This is a genomic window from Acinetobacter sp., assembly GCF_039596015.1.
Classification (GTDB): domain Bacteria; phylum Pseudomonadota; class Gammaproteobacteria; order Pseudomonadales; family Moraxellaceae; genus Acinetobacter.
Genome location: NZ_JBCNKN010000010.1, coordinates 53,043 through 78,951 on the forward strand (window position 1 = coordinate 53,043; position 25,909 = coordinate 78,951).

21 protein-coding genes are annotated in these 25,909 nt (G+C 36.8%); 11 read left to right on the plus strand and 10 right to left on the minus strand.

The window, feature by feature from the left end:
• Positions 1 to 69: 69 nt before the first annotated feature.
• Both ABDV70_RS10490 and ndhC read right to left on the minus strand, forming a co-directional pair.
• The gene (locus ABDV70_RS10490; RefSeq protein WP_343597590.1) at positions 70 to 747 is read right to left on the minus strand and encodes an NADH-quinone oxidoreductase subunit B family protein; all 678 of its coding nucleotides are present in this window, start codon (positions 745 to 747) and stop codon (positions 70 to 72) included.
• A gap of 6 nt (positions 748 to 753) precedes the next feature.
• Complete coding sequence (ndhC, locus tag ABDV70_RS10495; RefSeq protein ID WP_343597591.1) at positions 754 to 1,293, minus strand: NADH-quinone oxidoreductase subunit A; 540 nt, start codon at positions 1,291 to 1,293, stop codon at positions 754 to 756.
• A gap of 502 nt (positions 1,294 to 1,795) precedes the next feature.
• Here ndhC and ABDV70_RS10500 point away from each other — a divergent pair.
• On the plus strand, positions 1,796 to 2,149 hold the full coding sequence (locus ABDV70_RS10500; protein ID WP_343597592.1) for a hypothetical protein: 354 nt from the start codon (positions 1,796 to 1,798) through the stop codon (positions 2,147 to 2,149).
• 37 nt (positions 2,150 to 2,186) lie between these two features.
• Here the strand turns inward: ABDV70_RS10500 and bfmS are convergent, their stop codons facing one another.
• Both bfmS and bfmR read right to left on the minus strand, forming a co-directional pair.
• Positions 2,187 to 3,836, minus strand: coding sequence for a sensor histidine kinase BfmS (gene bfmS / locus ABDV70_RS10505; protein WP_343597594.1), 1,650 nt, complete (start codon positions 3,834 to 3,836; stop codon positions 2,187 to 2,189).
• Positions 3,837 to 3,873: 37 nt separating this feature from the next.
• Positions 3,874 to 4,590, minus strand: coding sequence for a response regulator transcription factor BfmR (bfmR, locus tag ABDV70_RS10510; RefSeq protein ID WP_343597596.1), 717 nt, complete (start codon positions 4,588 to 4,590; stop codon positions 3,874 to 3,876).
• A gap of 579 nt (positions 4,591 to 5,169) precedes the next feature.
• Here bfmR and ABDV70_RS10515 point away from each other — a divergent pair.
• The 4 genes from ABDV70_RS10515 to ABDV70_RS10530 all read left to right on the plus strand — a co-directional run bounded on the left by ABDV70_RS10515 (position 5,170) and on the right by ABDV70_RS10530 (position 12,408).
• On the plus strand, positions 5,170 to 7,995 hold the full coding sequence (locus tag ABDV70_RS10515; RefSeq protein WP_343597598.1) for a ribonucleoside-diphosphate reductase subunit alpha: 2,826 nt from the start codon (positions 5,170 to 5,172) through the stop codon (positions 7,993 to 7,995).
• A gap of 332 nt (positions 7,996 to 8,327) precedes the next feature.
• Positions 8,328 to 9,611 carry a ribonucleotide-diphosphate reductase subunit beta gene (locus tag ABDV70_RS10520; protein ID WP_343597599.1) on the plus strand — a complete coding sequence of 428 codons (1,284 nt, stop codon included), beginning with the start codon at positions 8,328 to 8,330 and terminating at the stop codon, positions 9,609 to 9,611.
• A 303-nt stretch (positions 9,612 to 9,914) separates the two neighbouring features.
• Positions 9,915 to 11,828 carry a hypothetical protein gene (locus ABDV70_RS10525; RefSeq protein WP_343597600.1) on the plus strand — a complete coding sequence of 638 codons (1,914 nt, stop codon included), beginning with the start codon at positions 9,915 to 9,917 and terminating at the stop codon, positions 11,826 to 11,828.
• Positions 11,829 to 11,859: 31 nt separating this feature from the next.
• Positions 11,860 to 12,408 (plus strand): 3'-5' exonuclease, encoded by a 549-nt coding sequence (locus ABDV70_RS10530; RefSeq protein WP_343597602.1) that lies wholly within the window; start codon positions 11,860 to 11,862, stop codon positions 12,406 to 12,408.
• 6 nt (positions 12,409 to 12,414) lie between these two features.
• Here the strand turns inward: ABDV70_RS10530 and ABDV70_RS10535 are convergent, their stop codons facing one another.
• From ABDV70_RS10535 to ABDV70_RS10550, 4 genes are read right to left on the minus strand one after another with little or no spacing between them, the layout of a single operon-like run.
• The gene (locus tag ABDV70_RS10535) at positions 12,415 to 12,906 is read right to left on the minus strand and encodes a Mov34/MPN/PAD-1 family protein (RefSeq protein ID WP_343597604.1); all 492 of its coding nucleotides are present in this window, start codon (positions 12,904 to 12,906) and stop codon (positions 12,415 to 12,417) included.
• Positions 12,899 to 14,656, minus strand: a complete 1,758-nt coding sequence (locus ABDV70_RS10540) for a ThiF family adenylyltransferase (RefSeq protein WP_343597606.1) — start codon at positions 14,654 to 14,656, stop codon at positions 12,899 to 12,901. Before ABDV70_RS10540 ends, ABDV70_RS10535 begins: the two co-directional genes overlap by 8 nt.
• Positions 14,649 to 15,905 (minus strand): nucleotidyltransferase, encoded by a 1,257-nt coding sequence (locus ABDV70_RS10545; RefSeq protein ID WP_343597608.1) that lies wholly within the window; start codon positions 15,903 to 15,905, stop codon positions 14,649 to 14,651. The genes ABDV70_RS10540 and ABDV70_RS10545 overlap by 8 nt, the downstream gene beginning before the upstream one ends.
• Positions 15,905 to 17,080 carry an SAVED domain-containing protein gene (locus ABDV70_RS10550; RefSeq protein ID WP_343597609.1) on the minus strand — a complete coding sequence of 392 codons (1,176 nt, stop codon included), beginning with the start codon at positions 17,078 to 17,080 and terminating at the stop codon, positions 15,905 to 15,907. Before ABDV70_RS10550 ends, ABDV70_RS10545 begins: the two co-directional genes overlap by 1 nt.
• A 288-nt stretch (positions 17,081 to 17,368) precedes the next feature.
• Between ABDV70_RS10550 and ABDV70_RS10555 the strand changes: the two genes are divergently transcribed.
• The 5 genes from ABDV70_RS10555 (at position 17,369) to ABDV70_RS10575 (ending at position 23,343) form a co-directional block, all read left to right on the plus strand.
• On the plus strand, positions 17,369 to 17,596 hold the full coding sequence (locus ABDV70_RS10555) for a DNA-binding protein (protein ID WP_000986487.1): 228 nt from the start codon (positions 17,369 to 17,371) through the stop codon (positions 17,594 to 17,596).
• 208 nt (positions 17,597 to 17,804) lie between these two features.
• Positions 17,805 to 18,506 (plus strand): TnsA endonuclease N-terminal domain-containing protein, encoded by a 702-nt coding sequence (locus ABDV70_RS10560; protein ID WP_343597610.1) that lies wholly within the window; start codon positions 17,805 to 17,807, stop codon positions 18,504 to 18,506.
• Position 18,507: 1 nt separating this feature from the next.
• On the plus strand, positions 18,508 to 20,394 hold the full coding sequence (locus tag ABDV70_RS10565; RefSeq protein WP_343597611.1) for a Mu transposase C-terminal domain-containing protein: 1,887 nt from the start codon (positions 18,508 to 18,510) through the stop codon (positions 20,392 to 20,394).
• On the plus strand, positions 20,387 to 21,337 hold the full coding sequence (locus tag ABDV70_RS10570; RefSeq protein WP_005124627.1) for a TniB family NTP-binding protein: 951 nt from the start codon (positions 20,387 to 20,389) through the stop codon (positions 21,335 to 21,337). The genes ABDV70_RS10565 and ABDV70_RS10570 overlap by 8 nt, the downstream gene beginning before the upstream one ends.
• The gene (locus ABDV70_RS10575; RefSeq protein ID WP_343597613.1) at positions 21,337 to 23,343 is read left to right on the plus strand and encodes a helix-turn-helix domain-containing protein; all 2,007 of its coding nucleotides are present in this window, start codon (positions 21,337 to 21,339) and stop codon (positions 23,341 to 23,343) included. The genes ABDV70_RS10570 and ABDV70_RS10575 overlap by 1 nt, the downstream gene beginning before the upstream one ends.
• 78 nt (positions 23,344 to 23,421) lie before the next feature.
• On the opposite strand, the gene ABDV70_RS10580 is transcribed toward ABDV70_RS10575, so the two are convergent.
• Positions 23,422 to 23,601, minus strand: a complete 180-nt coding sequence (locus tag ABDV70_RS10580) for a hypothetical protein (RefSeq protein ID WP_005124629.1) — start codon at positions 23,599 to 23,601, stop codon at positions 23,422 to 23,424.
• Between the two features lie 259 nt (positions 23,602 to 23,860).
• Between ABDV70_RS10580 and ABDV70_RS10585 the strand changes: the two genes are divergently transcribed.
• Positions 23,861 to 24,658 (plus strand): hypothetical protein, encoded by a 798-nt coding sequence (locus ABDV70_RS10585; protein WP_343597617.1) that lies wholly within the window; start codon positions 23,861 to 23,863, stop codon positions 24,656 to 24,658.
• A 68-nt stretch (positions 24,659 to 24,726) separates the two neighbouring features.
• Here the strand turns inward: ABDV70_RS10585 and ABDV70_RS10590 are convergent, their stop codons facing one another.
• The gene (locus tag ABDV70_RS10590; protein ID WP_343597619.1) at positions 24,727 to 25,767 is read right to left on the minus strand and encodes a hypothetical protein; all 1,041 of its coding nucleotides are present in this window, start codon (positions 25,765 to 25,767) and stop codon (positions 24,727 to 24,729) included.
• Positions 25,768 to 25,909 lie beyond the last annotated feature (142 nt).

Here is a 25,909-nt window from a genome sequence, read left to right on the forward strand (position 1 = left end):
TAATACAAATTCTTTTAATCCTAACGAAACTTCCCACCCTGTTTGGTGGAATACAATCCTTCGCTTAGATTATTCAATCTCATCCATAGAGCGTAAATTTTTAACCGCGATACGCTGTGCATTTTTACGATCACGTTCTGGCATCATCTTCGGCTTATATACAGGCTTCAGATCATCACCAATCACGGCAGAGAGCGGTCTGCGCTCTAGTTGAATCTGGTCTTGCAATAACATTAATGCTTGAATCAAAGCCTCTGGGCGAGGTGGGCATCCTGGAACATAAACATCGACAGGAATGATTTTATCAACCCCTTGTACGACTGAATAAATATCGTACATACCGCCAGAGTTGGCACATGCACCCATTGAAATGACCCATTTAGGTTCAAGCATTTGCTCATACAAACGCTGAATAACAGGTGCCATTTTCACGAAGCAGGTACCAGCAACAATCATCAGGTCAGCCTGACGCGGTGAAGCTCGAATCACCTCTGCACCGAATCGAGACAAGTCATGTACACCTGTTAATGTCGTTGCATATTCTACATAACAGCACGATGTCCCAAAGTTAAACGGCCAAACTGAGTTTTTACGACCCCAGTTGACGACGTTATGCATCACATCTTCCAAGCGTGTCATGAATACATTTTTATTCACTTCTTCCTGAAGAGGGTCATTAACGATTTGTCGTTCTTGTAACGGATATTGATCCGCCTCTGGATTAGCACGGGTTAGTGTGTATTTCATCCCGTATTACTCCTTGTTGTCAGCCATGACTGTGGTTTTTTTTACTCGTGATTGTGCAGGAATATTTCCTGTAGGGTCACATACCAATTCTTCAATTGAGTTGAAACGGGTAATTTCAGCAATATCCATATTTGGTGAACCAATTTTTGGTAAAGTTCCTGCTGCCTTGCGGCGATCGTATGGCGACCAATTTAATGCGCCAACAGATAGTGCGTAAACCAAACCAACTAAAAGTTCAACAATAAACACGGTAACGGTTGCAAAACCAAACCAGCCGACTTCACGAACTGAAGTTGACCATGCATATAGATAAAGTGCTTCTAAATCGAAAACAACAAAGAAGATTGCAACAAGATAGAATTTGGCAGACAAGCGGATACGGGCACCACCAGCACCCACAACACCTGACTCAAACTGTTCTTGTTTTGCACGACCCCATGACTTACCTCCTAGGAGCAACGGAACTGTAAGCATAAAGACGCAAAGGAATGTAACACCGATCACGAAGGCAATAATTGCCCAATCGTATGGAGTAATGGCACTCATGCGGGGAAAACTCCTGGCAGGCCTATTTTTAACTGAATGTATGTATTGGCCTAAAAATACACCAAACATAAAATTAAACGCACTAATTGTACCCGATTTATAATTTACGTGGCTAGTTTAGTCACCTTAACCTTTTGGCTATTTTTTGATTATTTTTCAACCTAAAAGGCAAATAAACGATAGTACAGCTTTTGCAAACCCTACTTATCGTTTTCTACAATTAGAAAAAACTCAAATCACTTTTTTTTCAATTAAACAGTTTTTTTCTATTTATATACCAAAGTTGAATGCGAACACAATATTCAATACGGTCATTTTTCAAATCACATACTAAAAATCCACCAGATTAAAAAACAATTATCATTTGCATTCAAGTCTATTAACTCACCTGAATAATGTGTTTCTCCAACAAAAAACATAAACTTTTTTTATCTTCATATTATGTTTTTCATCTACACTGGTTTTAACAAAAATTAAAAGCCACAAAGATAAAGGAGGCACTATGGGTCTAGAATTTACACACACATCAAATTATTTTTTATTTGCGCAGCTATTTGTTCGGTATGTGCAACAACATTTAAATTCGCAGTCTGTCAGCACCATGACGATTCCTTTAGATGTTTTAGAAAAGGTTTTTCAAAATGATACCGCTTCTGCAACCACAAATCTGGACAGTATTTTAAACATTGCGGATGAATATAAAGTCGAAACGCTCAATGGTGACCAAAAAATTATTCAAAGTTATTCCATTGACCCTGCTTTACAACAACTTGTATTAACACTCAATGCCGACGCAATTCAAAGCTTGAATGAAGGAAAGCCTGTCATCGAACCCGATGCTTCAGACTATACCTAAATACCTTAAAAGGATAAAAGCCTGTTCAACAGGCTTTTTATACCTCGTCTTTTTCTTTGCGTTTATTTTTTTGCGCTTTAAAGCGTTTAGCAGGCCATGTCATCATAAACCGCGCACCACCGAGGTCAGGACTTTGATCAACCTGAATCTTACCACCAAACCAAAATGCAATCCGACTCACAATGGACAGACCAAGACCATATCCTCCAGAGGCACGCGTCCGACTGTCATCTAAACGCGCAAATGCATCAAAGACACGCTCACGGTCTTCTTCTGGAATGCCCGCCCCATCATCTTCCACACAGATATAGGCCTGACCATTGTCGTGAATACCACCACTAATTCGAATGCGCTCATTACAATAACGCACTGCATTTCCGACCAGATTTTGTACCACACGATGTAAATAACGTCGTTCTGCATCGGCAACTACAGTGTCATCTACAGTCGCAACTTCAATTACTTTTTGGGTTTTCAGTGCTTCGGTTTCTGTTGCAACTTGCTTCAACACATCTGTAATTTGAACACTCTCAAAATCAAGTGATGGTGTTCCCTGTTCAAGTTTGGCATAGGTCATGATTTCATCAATAAGTGTATTGAGTGCTTCAATATCCTTATCAATCATCTCGACCTGACTTTTACGAAACTCGTAATCATCCTCATCCGCCAGCATTTCCATCCCGAAACGAATACGCGCAACTGGCGTCCGAAGCTCATGCGAAACTGCACGCATTAGCTCTCTTTGTGCCTCAATCAAACGTTGAATATGGCTTGCCATGTCGTTGTAGCTTGAAGATAAGCTCGCCATTTCATCATGTCCTTCAACAGGCAATCGCATCGACAAATCACCTGTTTTCATTTTATTTAAGGCACTAATCACCTGCTGCGTTTTGCGTTGCATTGGCAAAATCAAACCATAAACACCCAGACTTAATAAGAATAAACTTAATAAAGTAATTCCTGCCGCCAACTGAAAAGGCATCCAGTTAAACATCGGTACTGGTCCAATCACCAATACTTCAGCAGGATTATTCGGCATTGGCGATACAATCGAAATGGTTGTACCTCGAATAGTGGCACTATCTCTATACAACAAAATGCTTTGATCTTGGCGCAAACGCCCAATCTGTTCAGAGTCAAGCCCTAAACTGAGGATTGGGTGAATTTCAATTGGGTATGAAAAATATTGACGGATTTTTTCGAGATGTTGTTTTTCCTGACCAGGGTAATAAATCAGATAGTCTAAAATAAAAATAGGTAACGCCTTCATTTGACGTTCACCAATTTTATTTACTTTAATATAAAGATAATGCTTTGGATCATGAGGCAACCCAATAAGCAAAGTCGCAATCATGGTTTGCGCATCATAACGGACGACTGCCTGCTGCTGATCAATACGCTTTTGCTCAGAACGTGAAAGGTCTATTTTAGAGCGTTCCACAAAATATAAAGGTAATTCGAGCAAATCGGAGGCATCTGAAATCCAATCCTGCTTTTGTTGTGCAGTTTGTTGGCGTTCTACCCCCTGACTGATGACATAGGCAATACCATCGGTTAAGGACTCTCGATATTCTTGCGCACGTTGATAATTAATAATTTGCACCAACAGGTAACAAAATACTGCAACCAGCGCGACGAGAACAACAACGCCCGCATATATACGCAAGAATATACTGTGTTTAAACACGAAATTTGTCCTTTACTCAGGAAACTACCTACAGGTCTTACATACCGCTGGTTTCTTTTACAAACAAATAACCTTTACTGCGTACAGTCTTAATTCGTTTTGGATTTTCTGGATCATCCCCAATTTTAGGACGAATACGAGAAATGCGTACATCGATTGAACGATCCTGACCATCATACTCTATGCCACGTAAACGCTCGAAGATGTCTTCACGAGAAAGAATACGTCCTGCATTTGAAGCCAGTAACCATAACAAATCATATTCTGCACTGGTAAAGTCGACTAATTCACCATTCAATGTGACTGAACGACCACCGTTGTCAATCACAAGGTCATCAAATTCAATGCGCTGTGCAACTTCATCTTCTACGTTTTTATCTGTACGACGCAACAAAGCACGAATACGAGCAAGCAAAACACGGGGTTGCACAGGTTTTGCAACATAGTCATCTGCACCCATTTCCAGACCAAGAACCTGATCCATATCTTCAGTGCGAGCAGTCAGCATCAAAATCGGTTGATGATAATGTGGACGAACTTCACGACAAACGGTTAAACCATCTGCGCCTGGCAACATCACATCAAGTACAACTAGATCTGGTTGTTCGCTAATAATACGACGAATAGCACGATTGCCGTCTGGCTCCACCCCTACTTCTAATCCATTACGGATCAGATATTCTTGAGTCAAACGCGCCAGACGCTCGTCATCCTCGACAATCAGGATTTTTGGTAACTTTTCTTCTTGGCTCATCTTTTGCCCCTTGAAATATTTTGCCTATCATAGGCGCCATCTTCATCAAACAGATATGTGAATTTATTCTTGCAATATACACATGTTTACATTGTAAACAAGATGGTGTTCACCAAACTGATACACGGTATGTTTATTTTGTAATAATTTGGTTAATTATTGAAAAGTTTAATTTTTTTAACTATTGCTCTGCAATATGTCTATTGACTGAAAAAATAAAATACTTTTGTAAGTTGGCAACCATTTATCTGACAATCAATCATTTTGTAACCATCTCTTCACCTCTTTTATTTATCCACATAGTTATCTATACGTTTTTTAACTCGGCTTTGTTATGCTATGTCTCCATAAATCAGTAGCCTACGAATTTCCCTAAAAAGAGACTGGGTTTTTCACCAAAAATAAGCCTGAAAATTTATAAAAATGTCAATATTGATCTTCTACGTTTTTTACCGTATCTTGTGCCTAAATTCATTTTAAACCACTAAGTCTTGTGTTTATCCCTCAAACATCGAGGACATCTCTCCCGATTCAAATGGTCTATAAACATAACAATGATGACATTGGAGCTAAGCTGACATGAGCGTAATCTCATCAACACCTGGTCAACTACAAGTGATTAAACGCACAGGTGATGTTGCCCCTTTTGATGCAGAAAAAATTTCTGTTGCTATTGGTAAAGCATTTTTGGCAGTAGAAGGACAGCAAAGCGCAGATTCTAGCCGTATCCATGACCGTATTTCTCAACTTACAGAAATGGTTTTAAACACTTTTAGCCGTCGTCTTCCTTCTGGCGGAACCATTCATATAGAAGAAATTCAAGATCAAGTAGAGCTTGCACTTATGCGCACAGGCGAGCAAAAAGTTGCTCGTGCTTATGTGATCTACCGTGAACAGCGTACATCTGCCCGTCAACAACTAAATGCCAACCACCACCCGACACTTCAAATCACGGATGCTCAAGGTCAGTTGCAACCGCTTGATTTAAGTCAACTTACTGCGACAATTACAAAAGCAGCAGAAGGTCTTGAAGGTATTAATGTTCAGGCAATTGTTGATGAAACTGTTAAGAACCTCTACAACGGCGTAAAAGAAAGCGATATTGCCACCACGATGACGATGGCGACGCGTACTCGTATTGAGCAAGAGCCTAACTATTCGTATGTGACTGCACGTTTGCTTTGTAATGAACTGGTCACAACTGGCTTAGCGTTCTTGGGTTTAAGCAACGATACGCTTGAAAATGATGCGCTTGCAGCTTATTTAAACAAAGGCGTAGAGCTTGAGTTACTTGATCCAGAATTATTAAACTTTGATCTTGCAACGCTTTCTGCTGCTATTCAGCCAGAACGTTCAAATCAGTTTACCTATTTAGGTCTACAAACTTTATTTGACCGTTACTTCATTCATAAAGATGGTATTCGCTTTGAATTACCACAATTATTCTTTATGCGTGTTGCGATGGGTCTTTCTCTAAATGAAGACAATCGTGAACAACGCGCAATTGAGTTCTATAACTTGTTGTCTAGTTTTGACTATATGGCGTCAACACCAACATTATTTAACTCAGGAACGCTACGTCCACAGCTTTCAAGTTGCTACCTGACTACCATTGCCGATGACCTTTACAACATTTATGGTGCAATCCGTGATAACGCCATGTTGTCTAAATGGGCGGGCGGTTTAGGAAATGACTGGACACCTGTACGTGCTTTGAACTCTTACATCAAGGGTACAAACGGTAAATCTCAGGGTGTTGTGCCATTCCTTAAAGTTGCAAACGATACAGCTGTTGCCGTTAACCAAGGTGGTAAACGTAAAGGTGCGGTGTGTGCGTACCTTGAAACATGGCACTTGGATGTTGAAGAATTCCTTGAACTGCGTAAAAACACAGGGGATGACCGTCGTCGTACCCATGACATGAACACAGCGAACTGGGTTCCTGACTTGTTTATGCAACGTGTATTTGAAGATGCAGAGTGGACACTGTTCACCCCTTCTGATGTACCAGACTTGCACGACTTAACAGGTATTGCATTTGCTGAGCGTTATACACACTACGAAAACATTGCCAAAGAACAAAACTTGTTGCACAAAAAAATCCGTGCAAAAGATTTATGGCGCAAAATGTTATCAATGTTGTTTGAAACAGGTCATCCGTGGATTACATTCAAAGACGTATGTAACTTGCGTTCACCACAGCAACACGTTGGTGTCGTTCACTCTTCTAACTTGTGTACTGAAATTACACTCAATACAAGTGAAGATGAAATTGCAGTATGTAACCTTGGTTCAATCAACCTTGTACAGCATGTTCAAGGTGGTCAACTTGATCGTGAAAAATTAGCTCGTACAGTAAAAACTGCTGTTCGTATGCTCGATAACGTGATTGATATCAACTACTACGCTGTTCCTCAAGCAAAAAACTCAAACATGAAACACCGCCCTGTGGGGATGGGAATCATGGGCTTCCAAGACGCATTGTATGAATTGGGTCTTGCTTATGGCTCTGATCAAGCTGTTGAGTTTGCTGATGAATCAATGGAAGTGATTAGCTACTATGCAATTCAGACTTCAAGTGATTTAGCAATTGAACGCGGTGCGTACTCAACATTTAAAGGTTCATTGTGGGATCAAGGGATTCTTCCAATCGACTCTTTGGAGATTGTAGCGAAATCACGTCCTGAACGTATGTTCGAAGTAGATCGTACACAGCGTTTGGACTGGAACAGCTTACGTGCTAAAGTTCAAAAAGACGGTATGCGTAACTCAAATGTGATGGCGATTGCACCGACTGCAACCATTTCAAATATTTGTGGCGTATCTCAGTCGATTGAACCGACTTTCCAGAACTTGTATGTAAAATCGAACTTATCTGGTGAGTTCACAGTAATCAACCCTTACCTTGTTCGTGCACTTAAAACACGTGGTTTGTGGGACACTGTGATGGTGAATGACCTGAAACATTTTGAAGGTTCTGTTCAAAAGATTTCTCGCATTCCTGAAGACTTAAAGGCGCTATTCGCAACTGCGTTCGAAATTGAACCACGCTGGATTGTAGATGCTGCTTCACGTCGCCAAAAATGGATCGACCAAGCACAATCACTTAACCTTTATATTGCAGGTGCGAACGGTAAGAAACTGGATATCACCTACAAAATGGCTTGGTTACGTGGTTTAAAAACAACTTACTATCTTCGAGCTTTAGGTGCAACATCTGCTGAGAAATCAACGATTAATACAGGTGCGTTAAATGCAGTAAAACCAACAACGATTGCTGCGGCTGTGACACCTGTTGTTGCTGAAAAGAAAGCTGAAGTGGTTGCTGAAGAAGGTTTTTCTCAGGCAGCACCAGTACCTCAGGCATGTTCGATTGACAACCCTGACTGCGAAGCTTGCCAGTAATACTTTCAGGATAGCCAAATTCGTTTAGCTATCCTGCTCTCATTTCAAAGGTCAAGACAAATGTTTGCACAATTATCCCAAAATTATGAACTCGGTTTAGTGGCCTATGTCTTTACCTATGTTTTTCTATGCTTACCGATTGTCTATCTGATCTACAAAACGAAGAAAGAGAAGCGCAAGTAAAACAAGTGGTGTAGATGCTCTTTTGATCAAAATCAAAACAGTAATCAACAAAACTTGGTTTTGCTTACTCATAATAAGCGTATAGTAGGGACATCTTCGCTGTAAGATGTCCAATTTAAAAGATATACAACAACGAAGAGAGAATGATTATGTCTATCCTAAGTTGGGACGATTTAGAAGATGATTCGCAAAAACCGGCTGCACCAGAGTCCAAGTCTGCGCCCATCCAACCGCAAGAAACGCCTAATACGCAAGTGGTATCTGATCCACAGCCATCGTCGCCGAGTATGGCAGCTCCTCAATCCGCTGGAACCGCTTCCGGTTTCACAGCAGATTCAACCGATTCGGTGGCTCGAGCATCTGAAGCAATCAAACAATTAGATGTTACGTCTGGTTTAGATGAACTTGAAACAGGCGCAAGCCGAGTACAAGTTGATGATAAAGCCATGATCAACTGCCGTGCCGACCTAAACCAGCTTGTTCCATTTAAATATGAATGGGCTTGGCAAAAATATCTGGATGGTTGTGCAAACCACTGGATGCCTCAAGAAGTCAACATGAACCATGACATCGCACTTTGGAAGTCTGAAAATGGCTTGACCGAAGATGAGCGTATCATTGTTAAACGTAATCTTGGGTTCTTCTCTACTGCTGACTCATTGGTTGCAAACAATTTGGTTTTAGCGATTTATCGTTTAATTACCAACCCTGAATGCCGCCAATATATTTTGCGTCAAGCATTTGAAGAAGCGATTCATACCCATGCCTATCAATACTGTATTGAATCTTTAGGTATGGATGAAGGCGAAATCTTCAATATGTATCACGAGATTCCAAGTGTCGCTCGCAAGGCAGCTTGGGGATTAAAATATACACAATCTTTGAGTGATCCGACTTTCAAAACAGGTACGCCTGAAACGGATCAGCAATTATTGCGTAACCTGATTGCATTCTATTGTGTACTTGAAGGCATCTTCTTCTACTGTGGCTTTACTCAAATTTTGAGTATGGGTCGTCGTAATAAGATGAATGGTGTTTCAGAACAATTCCAATATATTTTACGTGATGAATCCATGCACGTGAACTTTGGTATTGATATGATCAACCAAATCAAGATTGAAAATCCACGCCTTTGGACAGCCGAATTCCAGCAAGAAGTGATTCAAATGCTTCTTGAAGGTACGATGCTTGAAATCGAATACGCACGTGACACGATGCCACGTGGTGTGTTGGGTATGAATGCGGCAATGATGGAAGAATATTTAAAATTCATCTGTAACCGTCGTTTGGCTCAGCTTGGTTTACCAGAGCAATTCCCTGGTGTAAACAACCCATTCCAGTGGATGTCTGAAATGATGGACTTGCGTAAAGAAAAGAATTTCTTTGAAACGCGTGTGACAGATTATCAGACTGGTGGTGCGTTGAGCTGGTAGGTTTAGCGTTCGTCACGCGACACATGAGTTGACATTTACGACACATGTAACGACATTACGCGACACATGTAATGACACTGAAATAAAAAATCCGACTTAATGTCGGATTTTTTGTTATTAATTCAATGATTGCTATCAAATAAAATTAACCAATTAAAATCTAATTTTAGAGGGCTAGTAGCCATTTTATCTTAAGAATATTACTGATAAATTAGATAACTAGGAGATAAACCTCCACACAAAGGTGCATAAAATCCCGACCTCCAAAAGTTAATTAACTTTATTATAATTTTTAGGCTTAAAATGAATAACAATTTTGTTGATGCAGATAATTTTGACTATGCTCCATATAAGTTCTATGTATCTCAAATAGAAAGACTAATTGAGATATCTGACCAAAATCCGAAAGTTCAAGCATGGGCACCAGCTATAGTATCTTTTTTCTCAGGTCAATTAATTTCATCTAATGATGAAGAACAACCACAAATCAGTGCAATTCATTTAAGAGCTTTGTTTTATGCAAAAGATAGTCAAAAATTAATAGAATATTTTGAATCAAACTATATGAAAATAGCAGTTTGGGTTGAAAGATTATTTTATTACTTCCGTATCGTTGATGCATATCCATTAATAGCTAAAGAATTAATAACTATATGTCGTATATATGAGATGTTAGACTTTCTCGAAAACAAAAAAATAAAGTCCGATCAAGAAAAAATTTCATTCCTCAGATCTTATATTCAAATCTTACCCTACGCAGACAGAATCAATGAAGAAGAAGTAAAAAATCTTTGTCTTAAAAAAATCAACTATGATTTTGACATATCAAAAATAAACTTAGATAGCAAAATATTGTTACTTACAACAAGAATAGTAAAAGCTAATAGAGGAAATAAAACATACTACAAAGCAATTAATGAAATTAAAGACCTAATCATAAAAATAAGTTTTTTTGACAATATTTCTATACTAAATAGTATTTATCTAGAAGATAGAGAGTTCTTTTTAAAGCACATAGATCTTGTAAAAGAAAGAATCATACAAACAGTATCAATCAATCAATCTGATAATTCACTGTGTAGTTTAATCATAAATCTATTCAATGATAAAATGTTCTCCATTATAAGAGATATATATGCTTCTATTAATTTTAAAAACTTAATTACCACGCATATAGAAAACCACATGTTTACTATTGTAAATTCAAATAATTTTTTAGCTGGTAATGAAAATTTAAATTTTAATTTTGAGAATCAATATTCAAGATACAGTAGTCTTATTTCATCACAAAATATTTATTTAAACTCATATACTTCATTAGCATTTGATACAGCAGAGTATAATTCAGAAATGGATTACTCTCGATACCACATTGCTGCTGATTCATTAGATGACTTCATTGAAAAGAACATAGACTGCTATAGAGTTAAAGATATTGACTATACAGCCTTAGAAAGTGTCACTTTTTTACCAATTGACACTCATCCAGTTCAAGGATGTATTGTAATCAACAATAATGCGCCGCCCCCACTAATTAATACAAGTTTTGATGGGAAAAAAGAAATCAATGAAAAAAATAAAGTTTTATGTTTTCTTACTAAAGGCACAAGAACATATGATGATGAAATAACTTTCATAAATTCACTCCCATATACCACCCAAATAATAACAGACCCCGAGCCTTCGAATTTCTTTAATGCAATAAATACTATAGATTATGATATTTTATATATATCTGCTCATGGAGGCTACGAGCACTTCAACTCTTTCTACGAAGATATAGTTTTTCAGAATGAAAATGGTGAGGAAATTAGGATATCTTCAAATGATATCAATGAAAATTTAGATTTAAAAGAGTGCAAAAAGATTCTAATATTAAATATATGTGATGGTGCCAACCCTGGCTTAAGCTTTTTAGTTGGCAATAGAGGTGTTGCTAATAGTTTTACCAAAAAAAGTTTTTGTACTTTATCTTATATATGGCCAGTTGAACCTGTTTTTGCTGCAATTTTTGGAACAATAGTTTTAAAGAAATTAAAAGATCATTCGCTAAACGAAGCGTACTTTCATACTTTCACATTATTAAATAATGCAAACCATTTTATTTGTGAAAAATTAGAAAGTGAGAATTGTAATATTTGGGAAAATCGGATAAGAAACTATAGTGGCAATTTTAACACTCATGCAAATTTATACGCTGCAGTGCTATACACATAGACAAGAAATTCACTAAATACAAGGAAATTTCATGAAAAATGAAGTTTATATTTCTGTTGATATTGAGACATCAGGACCTATACCAGGTGAATTTAGCTTATTATCCATTGGAGCATGTATCGTATCTAACCCTTCAATCTCTATATATCTTGAGTTAAAACCAATTAGTTCAATGCATGACCTAGAAGCAATTGCTGTAACAGGTCTAAACTTAGACAAACTGGAAATAGAAGGCTTGGATCCTGTAATGGCTATGGAAGATTTTGAAAAATGGATAAAATCTTCATGCCCTACAGATCAAGACCCAATTTTTGTGGGACTTAATGCTCCATTTGACTGGTCATTCATAAATTACTATTTTCACAAATTTTTAGGGAGAAATCCTTTTGGTTTTACTGCTCTTGACATGAAAGCTTATTTCATGGGAGCCAATAGCTGCCAATGGCAACAAACTAAATCCTCTTATATGACAAGAATTCTTAGTCCTAAAATGAAACCATCACATAACGCTTTAGATGATGCCTATTATCAAGCTGAGTTATTCTCTCTTATGATGAAAAAGAGGGAAAATGGCCAATAATATAAATTATATATTTTGAACAGCCTCAATATAACCAGAGCTACGATATGACCATGCCTTAATTCCATCTGACTGGTGTGATGTACCAACAATGACAGCTAGCGGATATGGTAGCTCCCTTGAATATTTCTTCGAAAAATTGAAAAAGCTATTTAAATCTTCTGACGAAATCCTTGGAATTCTTTGTGGGTGGGTGTGCCAATAACCAATCAATCGTAACCCTTTCGCATTAGCTCTAATTATTTCCTGCTTACAACGGACTTCATCTAATTCAAGCCAAGCCCTTCCTGCACGATCGTTAGGATGTGGTATGGATGCTTCGACCAGAACGACTCCCTTCCTATTAAAAGGATCAATAAACAATTGTCCTCCTTGTTCAACTCCTTTATTTTGTCTATAAAGATTAAAAATATCTGCGACATTTTGAGAGACTAAAAGTTCAACATCAATAGATGGCCAAGTCCATTTCCAAGCGATGGCATCAATATTCTCATCCACTAGGCCATTCTCTCTCTAAAATCAATTGTTGTGCGCCTTTAGGCAATTCTGGACCTAAATATTTTCCCTTTAACCGACTTGTATCTTGAGGTTTATTAATACTGGAACACAATACACAGTCTTTAATTTGGCTAGTAAGACTATGTAATGCAAATTGGGCGACCATTGAAGCTATATTTACTATTCCTATTGCTCCTCCTGGTATAAAACTTTCGCCACATGCTGGGAGTGGTTGAATTCCATCATTTGGCCAATCAGTTAATTTGTATTTAAAATCTCCATTATCCTCAAAAAATATACGAGCATCATAAGCACCTCTAGGGGCAAAAAGCGCATGCCCTACATATGCATATGGTTCACTCCATGCTTGCAAGTAAGCCCAAGAACTTCCTTCAGACTTTAGGGCCCATAATCTAGCTTCACATTCCCAATCTGCCGTTGTATTTATAACCAAATCAGCTTTTTCGAATATTTCAGGCTTTTGATTTAATACAGTTTCAACATACTCATTAAATGCTTTCACCTCGATTATAGGAAACTCCATAATAAGTTTTTTTCGTAATTCAGTTGCCTTTAAAGCTCCTAATTGATCTGCACCAAGAACATGTCGCCCAAGATTTTCTGCAACCAGAATATCCGGATCAATAAGAGTCAAATGACCAATACCCGAGCGAGCAAGTTGTGAAGCAACACTTCCACCTAATGAACCATTACCAATTAAAACAACGCTCTTAGATCCAAGTTCATTTGTATTACTATCAATATCCCTAGAAAGCATTGTTTCCTTAGTAAGTAAATTGATTGTAGAAGTTAGAATAATTTGAGGAGGAATTACATTTTTCTCAAAAGTGTGTCTACGTGAAGAACGTAGTCCAAATCTTGGACCTCTATACTCTTGCAATGATGGAGACCGAATATTTAAACAGAAAATTCTTCCACCAGAATTAGGTAACTCCAACAGTACCCATTTACTAATTAAATCTTTACTCTCATCGAACCAAGTTAAAAACTCCTTTGAATCTGCTTGAGAAACATGAGGAGTAATCCACTGCAGAAAATCCTCATTTTGAGGAATATATAATTCTGGTAAAGATAATAATTTTAAGTAATAACTAGGAGTAGCTAATGCTCTAGTTTTCGCACTTCTTCCAAGTACTCTTGCATAATGTTTCTGGATAATCGATTTATTTGAAGACAGCCAAATAGTTTCAAAACCAGAAGAAATCAGTCTACGGGGGTCACTCAAAGCATATAATTTTATAGACTTCTCAGGTCTATCAAAGAGAATAAGGTTCTGTGGAGAAACACCTAATTGTAAATTCCAATACGAGCTAATTTCTTGTTGAAATTCATTAAGACGTGTTTGCTCATCTGAGCCCATCATACATAAAGAAACAATATATCGAATACGATCAATACAATCTTTTACAATGGTTTCTGGAGAGCCAGTAATTGGCCTTTCTTTAAATCCATGAAGACATAAACTAGTCTTCATACTATGTGGCCATACTAACCAAGGAGAGGGCTCTACAGATAACTTTAACTGTCTACGTGGAAAATTGACAGGAAAAGCAATCCTTAATACTCTCTCAATACCAGTATAATCAATGGGTAGCGTAAGTTTAAAGCAAGCTGCCTCCCCAATTTTTGTTGGGGAAGGTCTTAATAAGGATTCGTCTGTATTACTCCCTAAAACTTTTTTTAACTCAGCAATACCACGTTCTACAAATAATTCTATATTTTCAGCCAAGACGACCTACCGGTTTAACAGTATTTTGAATGTTTTCACTATTTGATTCACCACCAAACAATATTCCAATTGCTGCTGCATTTCTAGTTGTTCCCTCAACCCTTCCAGGCTGTGTCCAATCAGGAGGAATTTCTCTATTCACTTGTGAAATGAAAGATCCACTTAAACCAAATTTTTCCTTTATAACAGCTTCAAATGATTCATAAGAACTAAAATCTTCTAACCCAATGGATACAGAAGCCATAGCATTAGTATGCCATTGAAAAAAAGCTTCTTTATATTTATATCCTTCACCTACCCTATTCCATTTTTCAGCAAAATTTTCGGCTGCATCTTCAGGGTTACAAACAAAAAACTGTCCACCTAAATATTGAATATAATCTGGCATTTTTCGAACTATAGCTAAAATTGCATCCAGAGGTCTAAGGGGGTTACTAGCTGACATCTTTACTACATCAGAATAGGCGTGTGTCGCCAATGTTGTAATAACAGCAGAGATCGGTCTCCAATCTTTACAACCAGTACGAATTGCCCATTCGTCTCTATGACGTTTTAATAGTTTAATCGTGGCAATTAATGGGTTCATATCTGAATAATCAGAATATGCAGGAAGTTCCTCTTGTGTTGCAGCATCAAATGTCTGATGTTTCCTCACCAAATCATAACTTTCCATTGCCAACTCTATCTTTTGATACGACACATATTTGAGCCAATTGGCATAGGGTATTGGACTACTTGCTTTCCAACCAGTTACACGATCAGGTACTTCTAATTTACCCTCTCCTTTTTCCTCATCATTCCCATCTATAGCGCGAGCAGGTGTAACATCGATATGAAAACCAGGGTCAACATCAGCGTAAACAATTCTAATTCCCCTACGTAAAGGTTGTATGTCCTTTTGAACACGAGCACCTTCTTTAAAACGTTCTTCAATTGCCTCTAAAATAACGCTGGCCTCAACGCCTTGTGCATTCGGCAACCAAATGATGGCATCAGCATCAACTGTACCTAGATCAGCAGGTGCTCCCAAGACAGGCTTTATCGTTGTTCTCAAACGCATAGAACCCTGAGGGAAAATATGTGCTTCAGCTAATAAAGGGTTGTTAGATGCAGTTAAGATTTTTTCTAATTGATTATATCGCTCCATTATTTGGATATATTTCGACTCTGAAAGCGATATATTCTGTGCCGCTCGTAATAATAGGTATTCCCAACTGTCAACTTTAGATGGAATATTCAGCATATTCATTAATATATCTCCTTAGAATCTAAACCCAAACTTAATGTCGGTATAAATGCGTTATTATGTAATTTGCTTCTATCGTAAATACGATAAGGATGCTGATGTTCTGTGGTTAATAAAGCACCAAACTCTATTGCCAATGCAGCAGGGAGGGCAGCAAAAACATGAATAGGATCTTTAGTAATTGCTTCAAGTTGACTTAAACAAACTTGTAGCGCATTACGAAATTCATGAATTACACTACGATTTTTTACCACCATATAACTTGGTTCAGGAATAGAAAACTCAACTACGCGAGCATCTTCTAACACATCTATAATATCTTGCTTAGGTAATTGAGCTGAAACAGATAATATTAATGCAATTGGCCCAGTCCCTTCTGGAGGTAATGAAAAAATAAACTTTGGCGCTGCTGCTGATGTATCTGGCCACTTCAAACCATGTTCACGGTTAGCAGAGAAAAGTAATCGCTTAGAACGATCACCTATTGACTGGCCCAAAAGTATTAGTGCTGGGATATCTGCTAATCCTACAATTGCTAAGGTAGGCATATCACCATATGAACCACCCCTCATTCTTAATTTATTTTCAAACTCGAACTGAATACTATCTTTAATTTGCTGCCAATAAAGTTTATCTCTCCCGCGAGGCCCTGGAGGCGGAAAAATAATCCTAATTTCATGACCAATTGCAGTAAGTCCTTCAGCAGACATAGCCATTAATAAATCTCTAGTAGAAATTTCATTTGTTGTAGCAAAATGTTGGCTTTGTACAATTACTGGAACAGCTCTCCCTCCATCAGGGGTCGTGGCAGCCAATTTGATACGCGTTAAATAATCCTGATGTAAATCAGTTAAATCAGACTCTGGATATCCATCTGCATCACGATCGATTCTGTCGTGGCAATTGGGACACAACAGCATAAGGTTATCACTATTATTTGTAAGTGCTTCAGCTTTAGTCCCATCATGTTCTTTATCGGCTCTAGGTCCTTTAGGACTAGCTGGCATGATATGGGCAACCTCCCCCCACCGCATAGTTTTACCTACGCGATAATCATAAGTAAGATCATTACCACATAATTCACAATGACCAGCAGCTTGAATCCAGACAATTCGTTTTGTCTCTTCATTTGTACTGAATCTACCTTTTTCAGCTTTATTCTTTTCTACAACCCCCATCTACTTCTCCAAAATTTTATATCAAATTTAACTTTTACTTTTTATTATAACTATAGGTTTTTTATTTAATTTCAAGTAAAAATCTAAATATTTTTTAGTTTTATAAATTAACAATACTATTACTTAAGACATTGAATTAATGATATTTTTTTTGTAATCAACATTTTTAAAAATCAGAATAATACATAATATATTGAAAAATAATAGATTTTTTTATAAATTAATACTTGAGTTTTATCTTTTCTCCTTATATTTTTAAATTATTAATGGTTATTAAGTAATCTTTTCATGATGAGAACATCTCAAGAAGTAAGAAGTGAACTTCAGAAACGGGGTCTATCTATTGCGGATTGGGCTCGTCAGAATGGATTCACTCCAGAATTAGTTCATCAAGTTTTAAATTCAAATAAAATCCCTGTCCGTGGTAAAAGCCATCAGATCGCAGTCAAACTTGGTCTAAAGGATGGAATTATAGAACCCGATTTTACTTTCGAAAAAATTAAGGAGACGCTGTGACAAGAATTTCATAAAGCACAAATAGAAACGGATCCTTTCGGATCCGTTGGCTCTACACCTAGATATAGAGACCTGACAATCCAAGTATCTTCCGTGTAGAGCCATTCGTCAAGAGTTGCACTGGCATTTTGTTTTTACAAAACGAATTTTATCGTCCCTAAAAAACAAAAAAGTGCACATCGAATGAAACATATATGGAAGATATATCATGAATATTTTTACAAATAATGCATGGGACAATTTCCCAGACTCATTACATCAGCAGATTGTTAATGCATTCAATAAAAAACCTGATCTTGATGGCGTCTTGCATGGTCAACGACATATTAGTCAAGGCAGTGTAGGAAAAAGAACAGGACTATTTTCTAGTTATAAGAATAACGGAATGATTCCTTATGAAAGCCAACTGGAATTAGCACATGCAATACAACTTGAGCGAAATCCATCTGTTAAATACTATCGTACCCAAGCCTTAAAAATTCCAATAAGCCACGATCAATTTCTTTATCCAGACTTTCTCATCAAATATACAAATGAAAAGATTGCTTTCCATGAAGTTAAACATTCAAAAAGGTTTCTAGATCAGGAAGACATCGAACGTTATCAATGTTTGAAAACTCTCTTAGCTCCAAGCGGAATTAATTTTGGTATTATTGATCGACATGATTTGTATTCTGAAGCAGAAGCAAAAATCTTACTGCATTACAATCAGCGAAGTCATGCTAGAAGCTGGTCTAGTTTTGAAATTCAATTTGCTCTATCCCTGCTGACACCTGGTACATCACTGATTAAAAGCCAATTGATGAGCATATTAAAAAACAATAGCTTGCCCTTGGAGTTGGGTGAGTTTCTCATCTTTCATAAATATATAAAGCTTAATACGCCAAATAATAAACAAGGAGGAATCTAAGATGACTCTTCCTGACTTTATTCCTCAAGTAGGCCTACGTTTTTCTTTTAAAGATACAAATTTTGAAGTGACCTATGTACACAACAATGTAGTTCGTTTTTCTGCAGTGAATGGTGGAAAAATAAGTAATATCCCGATTAATAGCTTTTCTGAAAGATATAAAACAGGAGAGATTCAATGTACCTCTGCTCCCCATAAGCTCTTACTCAATGATCAATTACTTGATAAGACTAGACGAGCTGAAAACTATATAAAAGTGATTATTACCACGTTAGATGACTACTTTTCTCATAAAAAAATTGGAGCTGTAATTCCTGAAATTGCTAAAAAGATAGATGACCCTTTCCCTCCTAGTACATCAACAGTAGTACGTTGGGTTCGTAGATATCTAGAAAATGACCATAATTTACTTAATCTTTATAAAGAAAGACCTGGCAATAAATACTTCAGATTTACAGCACAAATGGAGCAAATTATCTTCAGTGCTATAGATGAAGTCATCAATGATGAAACTCTTGCGCTAACAGTGCAAAATATTGAGGTAAGTATCAATCAAAAAATGTTAGAGCAAGACATGAAGGAGGAACCACCGTCCACTAGAACAATCCAACGTAAGCTCAAACTATATGATCCATATATACTTATTAAAGGAAACGAGGGAGCTCATACAGCTAGACAACTTCTTAAAGCAGCAGGACGAAAGACAAAAAGCCCATTTATCCTATCGCTTGTTGAAATTGATACTCATATTCTAGACATTATTATTATTGATTCGACAACGAAACTTCCCCTTGGACGCCCTTATCTAAGTTGTGCGATTGATGTGCATACCCGAGCTATTGTTGGCTACTACATTTGTATGCTTCCTCCAAGTGCGACAACTACCTTAGCTCTATTAAAAAATATGCTTTTACGGCCATCTCAGAATTTACCTGGGGGCATTCCTTCCTTAATTATTCCAGATAATGGAGTCGAGTTTAAAAATTCTGCACTAAGCCATATCTGTAATCATTTGAAAATTACAATTCAACCAGCTCAAAACAGGAACCCAGATAATAAAGCTCATATTGAGCGTTTTTTTGGTACGCTTACTTTTGGCATAATTCAACAACTACCAGGTACAACATATTCAAATCCTAAAGCTCGGGGAAACTATGACTCAAAAAAACATGCAAGTGTTACCCTAGAAAATCTGAAATCATATGTTGATGAATGGATTCATAATATATATCACTGCTCAATCCACTCAATGACGGGACGAATACCAATACTATTTTGGAAAGATGCTACTCAAAGTTGCCCACCATTAACCATATCAACTGATGAAGTAGATATTATTGCCCGTCGCCCAATCAGTAGAAAAATTCATAAAGGACAAGTCAAATTTGAATATTTGACCTACTTTTCGCATGCGTTAGCAACCCTTGAAGCAAATGGCTTAACTGACGTTACTGTGATGATTGATGAGCTCAATTTAGAGCACGTATATGTCAAACACTCATCAATTGATGAAGTAATACGAGCGGATTCAACAGAGCCTGATTACACCAAGAATCTCTCTCTGCAAGAACATCTTGAAATTCGCAAGGAACTTAAACTGATATCTCAAGCAGATAAGCAAAGATTAGGAAAGCATCGCGTATGGTACGCTCGATGGAAGTTATACGAACGTATTCAAAAAGATGCTTGCTCTAAAAACAAAAAGTTAAAGCAGTTGAAACTAGAACTTCCTGAAACACTTAAGAATCTCTTAGACCAGGATATGCGTACAGTGTCTCAACCAACAGACCCATCAGCTTCAACATTTATCTCTTCTTCTGAAATGGATCTTCTAAATCAATCAAACCTTGATAATGATTTTGGAACATTGGAGTTTGATGATGAATAAGTTAGATGCACTTGAGTTGAGTAAAAAGCTTAACAACATGGTTATTACTTCCTCTGAGTTTACTAAAGCTTATGACGGTATTACGTCTTGTTCAGCACAGACGAGAGCTTATCAGAAGCCTATTGGCAGCTTACTTATTGCAGAAGGTGGGCTTGGTAAAACGACACTTTCACAATCAATCCTGAAAAAGAATCCTTGTTATGAAAAACAAGAAGATGGCTACACCAAAAGAGTAGTCCCTGTGTTCTATATACAAATCCCATCGCCAGCAACAGTTAAATCTGTTGCTGGCATGATGCTAAAAGCCTTGAATGATCCAGCACCTCTTTCTGGAACAACAGCACAGATGACAGAACGTTTGTGCTATCTCTTAAAGCTCTGTGAAACGGAACTGATCCTTATGGATGAATTCCATCATTTATTTGATATGCAAAAGGTATCGAGGAAGATGAATATTGATGTCTGTAATTGGATCAAAACAGTGACAGACTCAACCAACATAAGTTCCTGCTTAATTGGCTTGCCTGAATTTGCACCTTTATTGCAAATAGATAGCCAGCTTGCACGACGCTTTCCACTAACATTCAAGTTATCTCGGTTAAATATCGGTTCAACTCAATTACCAGGAACCCTTTACGGGTTCCTATCACAAGTAGAACAGAATATTGAAAAAAGACTCACATTAAAATTTTTACCGCGATTAATTAATCCCTTATTCGTTCTACAGATTTACGCTTCAACTAAAGGATACCATCACTACATTATTTCACTGATCAGAGAAGCACTGCTATTCGCCCTGCTAGCTGATAGTGACGTTATTACTCAACAGCATTTTTCTTTGGCGTGGGATAAGGGCATTACCTCATATACCAATATGACCACACAGAATCCTTTTCATATGGACACGTCTAAACTAGTACAACGAATGAAGGGTGATCACTGATGCAAGAGAAGCCTTTAATACCAGCAATCCCAATACCATTTCCTGATGAAACCGCTGGAAGTTTTCTCATCCGTCTCATCAAGCTGAATGGGCATATCTATAGCTCAACCTTTTATCGATCTAAAATAGATCTCAAATACAAAGAGACGTTAAGCTCAATAATCACACATGATTATCTCTTCCTTAACATACTCAAGAAATTTCAGCTCCCTCATTCTTTAAAAGAGTTATCGCTCAAAAGGCATAGTTCTACTTTACGTGGGCATGTAATCTGGAAAAATAAACTATCAATACCAGATTATTTTTTCTCAAACGATATCGAACGATTCTGCCCACTTTGCTTAAAAGAAATACCCTATTGGAGAAAAATTTGGCTAGTTAAACCGTACTATGCCTGTCTGAAGCACCAAATTCGCTTACACACGACTTGCCCTAGATGCCAATCAACGCTCAGTAGTTTGCGTACCGAAATCTGTATTTGTTCAAAGTGCCTAGGTGATCTAAGAAATTGCGAAATTGAGACAGTATCAGATGAACAAACTAAACATATCAGGTGGTTTTTAGAATTCATAGAAACTGAAGAACAAGAAAAATTCAATTTATTAAAAATCTTCTGGTCCACACTTAAAAAATTTTCAGCCCATGATCCAGCCCCACCCTCAATAGAACTATTGCTTGAAATAACCTATTTATTCTTTATGGATCGTGATTCCTCTATAGAAAGGATGGTTGACTGGATATCTCAAAGGTCTCATCAAGTCCATCCAAGAATTCAGCTAGTTCCATTCCTCATTTGGGATACCATGTATTTCGGACAATATACTAAAAAGATTCTTGAACAATTGCCCGTACCCACTGAATTGGCCCCAGAACATTTATTCCACTTATTAACCATTCAGGAAAGCTGCCAAATCTTAGATATATGCTACTCAACGATTCAAAGATGGATAGAAAACAATAAGTTGCATTATATAGTCTCAAAGGATATTCCTAAAAACCGTAAATTCCTTTCAAGCCGTGATATAGAGTATTTCCTTGTTCAGAAAGCACTTCATCCTTCACCCAAAAAACTGAAACTACCGCCAAGAAAAGATGGGCAAAGACTAACGATTACCGATGTGGCCACTAAACTGAATGTTCATTACGAAAACATTCGGTGTTTGATTAGGACTCGCTATCTAAAAGCAGACAAATTATTAGTCAGATTTAGATGGGCTTATTTTATTAATTCTAAAGACTTAGAGGAATTCAATGAAAAATATATCTTGGTCGGCAGCTTAGCAAAAAAACTAAAAGTTACCCCTCAAAATCTTACTGAAAAGCTCGCCAGTATTGATATTCATCCAATTAGTGGGCCACATATCGATGGAGAGTTTAACAACGTATTTTTGCAAGAATCCGTAAGACATTTAAGCCAAGAAGTTATTGAGAAAATAGTTAACTATCCGACTCTTACAGGTCGTTATCCTAGTTTTGAGGAGCAACTTCCTAAACCGCTACCAACTTATCTTTCTTTAAATGAAGCAGCAAAGAAACTCCATATCAGTCCAAATAAAACTGCCAGATTAGTCGAAAAAGGCATCCTTGAAAAAGATACATCACATAATTTAAGTATTTCAATCACTATTCAATCTTTAAACATGCTAATCGCAAACCTACACAATCCTAAATTCATATCTGTAAAACAGACACTTATACGACTAAGTTGTTCTGCAAACTGGTTTCATGAATATTGGGTTGAAACAGGTTTTATTCATATTCATGATTTTCTATACTGGCATTTTGTTGAAAGACATGAGCTTAATAAAGTACTAAGGTTAAAGAAAAGTTACCTTACTGGCACTGAATCCAGCACTCTACTTGGCATGCACAAATCTCATGTGACAAACTTAGAATCCCAAGGTTTAATTGAACCTGTTTATTTCGGAACGCCAAAAATAATTAAATTATTTAAACGAGAAGATGTCTTAAAGTTGAAAGAGTTAGGATATGGGGCAATCAACTAAATTACAAATAGTTCGCTTTATATCTCTTATATCATTACTCAGTTAGCTTATTAAATAGTATTGCTCTCTTCGCAATCATTAGTGCTGATTACGTTCCTCACGACGTTTTTTGAGTCGTGCAACCACCTGATCATGTGGAATTCCAGGCCGTTGATCTGCTTGTGATGCCTCAACTTTGTCTTTGAACCATGCATTGTATTCGGCTTCATGTTTGGAGCTATCAAACTCAGACACTATAGGATCAAATTCAGTGTTCATGTGTGACTCCCGATCAATATATGATCCAAATTTTAACAGGCTTTATCCTTTTTAATAAGAGAGTACATAATTTCTCTAAATCTAGACAAAGTAAAATTTTGGGAGTCTTGGATAGGCCCAAAATCCAAATTATTACCATGTATGATCAAAATAGTAACATAATTAGGGCTTTAAAAAATTTAACTAAATGATCAAATAATTCACAACTCACACTGATTATTTTATTGTTATATAATAAAAATTTTCAAAATGGCATAAAATGGTTTCTGATCTAAAAAAATTTGAAAAGAATAGAAAAACTAGGAGGCAATTAGATAAATTATCTAAGAGTGAGGACAACTTAGTTATTATTCACTATTCATGTGAAAGTTTCTATGATAGAACTGATGGTAGAACTCCCCGGGTAACATCTATTTGCACTCGTAATTTTGCTTCTGGCCAGACATCCTCATTTTCGATTCACAAGATAGCCGAATTAAAAAAAATAAGTAATGAAAAAATTCAAGAACACTATGATTCTCTAGAAAAAGAAATGTTGAAAGAATTCTTTAATTATATGAATACACATAAAAATTATATTTGGGTCCATTGGAATATGAGAGATATTAATTATGGGTTTCAAGCACTAGAACATCGCTTTAGAATATTAAATGGAAAACCTATATCCTTGGAAGAAGATAAAAAATTTGATCTTTCAAGAGCGTTAGTTTCATTATATGGTAATGCATATATTGGTCATCCCAGATTACAAAATCTAATGGCAAAAAATCATATTACAGCTAAAGATTTTTTAACAGGTGAAGAAGAAGCAAGAGCTTTTGAAGAAAAAGAGTTTGTTAAATTACATCAATCAACTCTAAGGAAAGCAGATGTACTAGCTAATATTTTAGGAAGAGCATTGGATAACACACTTAAAACAAATGCTAAATGGCATGAAAGATATGGACTTAGTATTCGTCTAGTTCCTGAACTACTACAAAAGCATTGGATCGCTTCAACTATAATTCTATTACTAGGAGTAATCTCTGCAATAGTCACAATTTATCAAGCATTATAATTATTTAACACTTTATTTTTTAATAGCCTTTTATTAAAAAAGGCTATTAAAGTTTAGACAAAATTAATTCATTTGTTACCTCTAGGCTTAATATTATAATCCTTATCAACTCGCCCTTCCTCACTTGAAGCATTGATCATAGTGGCTCTGACCCAAACAACACGATCAGGCAAGCGACGTATATGACCACGCCTTAAATGCATACGAGGACTATTGTGTGAACCTGACTGACCAGAGCTAGAAGAATTTTTAGTTTTTTCTGTAATCTGCAAAACTCTATAGCTATAAAATGGTTCACGCTCGGCCTTAATTCGTTTTTTATTAAGCTTATCTACAGCCTCTATTTTTGTTGTCCCAATATTTTCACAATTAAGGATAGCACATGCCTGAGTTGCCATTGATACCTCATCATGGCAATCTAAAATAATCTGTTGAAAAACATTATCTTCTCCAATTTTATTTCTCATCGCTTCACAGGCTTCAGGCAATAACATGAATGGTTCAGCAAATATATGAGAGCTTACTTCTTTGACTTGTCCATTTTTTCTTAATTTTTCAGCAGCGGCTTTTGAAGCAGGTAAAATTTTGTCGTCTGCTATATATTCATCCATACTTAATCGACGAATTGTATTGTCATAAGGTACGAAAGTACCGCCAGAAGAAATTTGCCATCCACCATTTACAGTCCAAAAAATTGGTACAATAAATGCACCTCCTTGCTCAAAACGATCTAAAATATTGAACAACCCTGGAATGATTTCAAGACCTGGTTTAGCCTCCCAACACAATGCAATACGCTTTGTTGATATTGCTGTAGGCAATCCTCCTACACTTGCTATTGACGGTACCTCTTCCTTAATCCATGGCGCCTCAAAAACACAAATTGGATATGGCAAATGGAATAAATCCATGTGAGATTGCTTTAATTCATCTGGATCAAATAGATCACAACAATTAGGTAAAATAAATTTCTCAGCTTGGCGAAGCAACCCAATAATTCTTTTATAAATATTCGCACTATGAGGCATAAACCTTTCAATCTTTGGAATATTTTTTGTTAATTCTTCAATAGCATGTGTTGTGTAATTTAATACTTGAACATCTGTCATCTTTATTTAAGCCTTTATTACTAATTCATAATTATTCGATTACATACAATCAGTAATATTTATAAAAGATTGAGTTGCTTAGATCAATCCCAAAACCTACGATCAGCGTCAAAATATGTCGTTCCTCAAAATGTCATCTTAT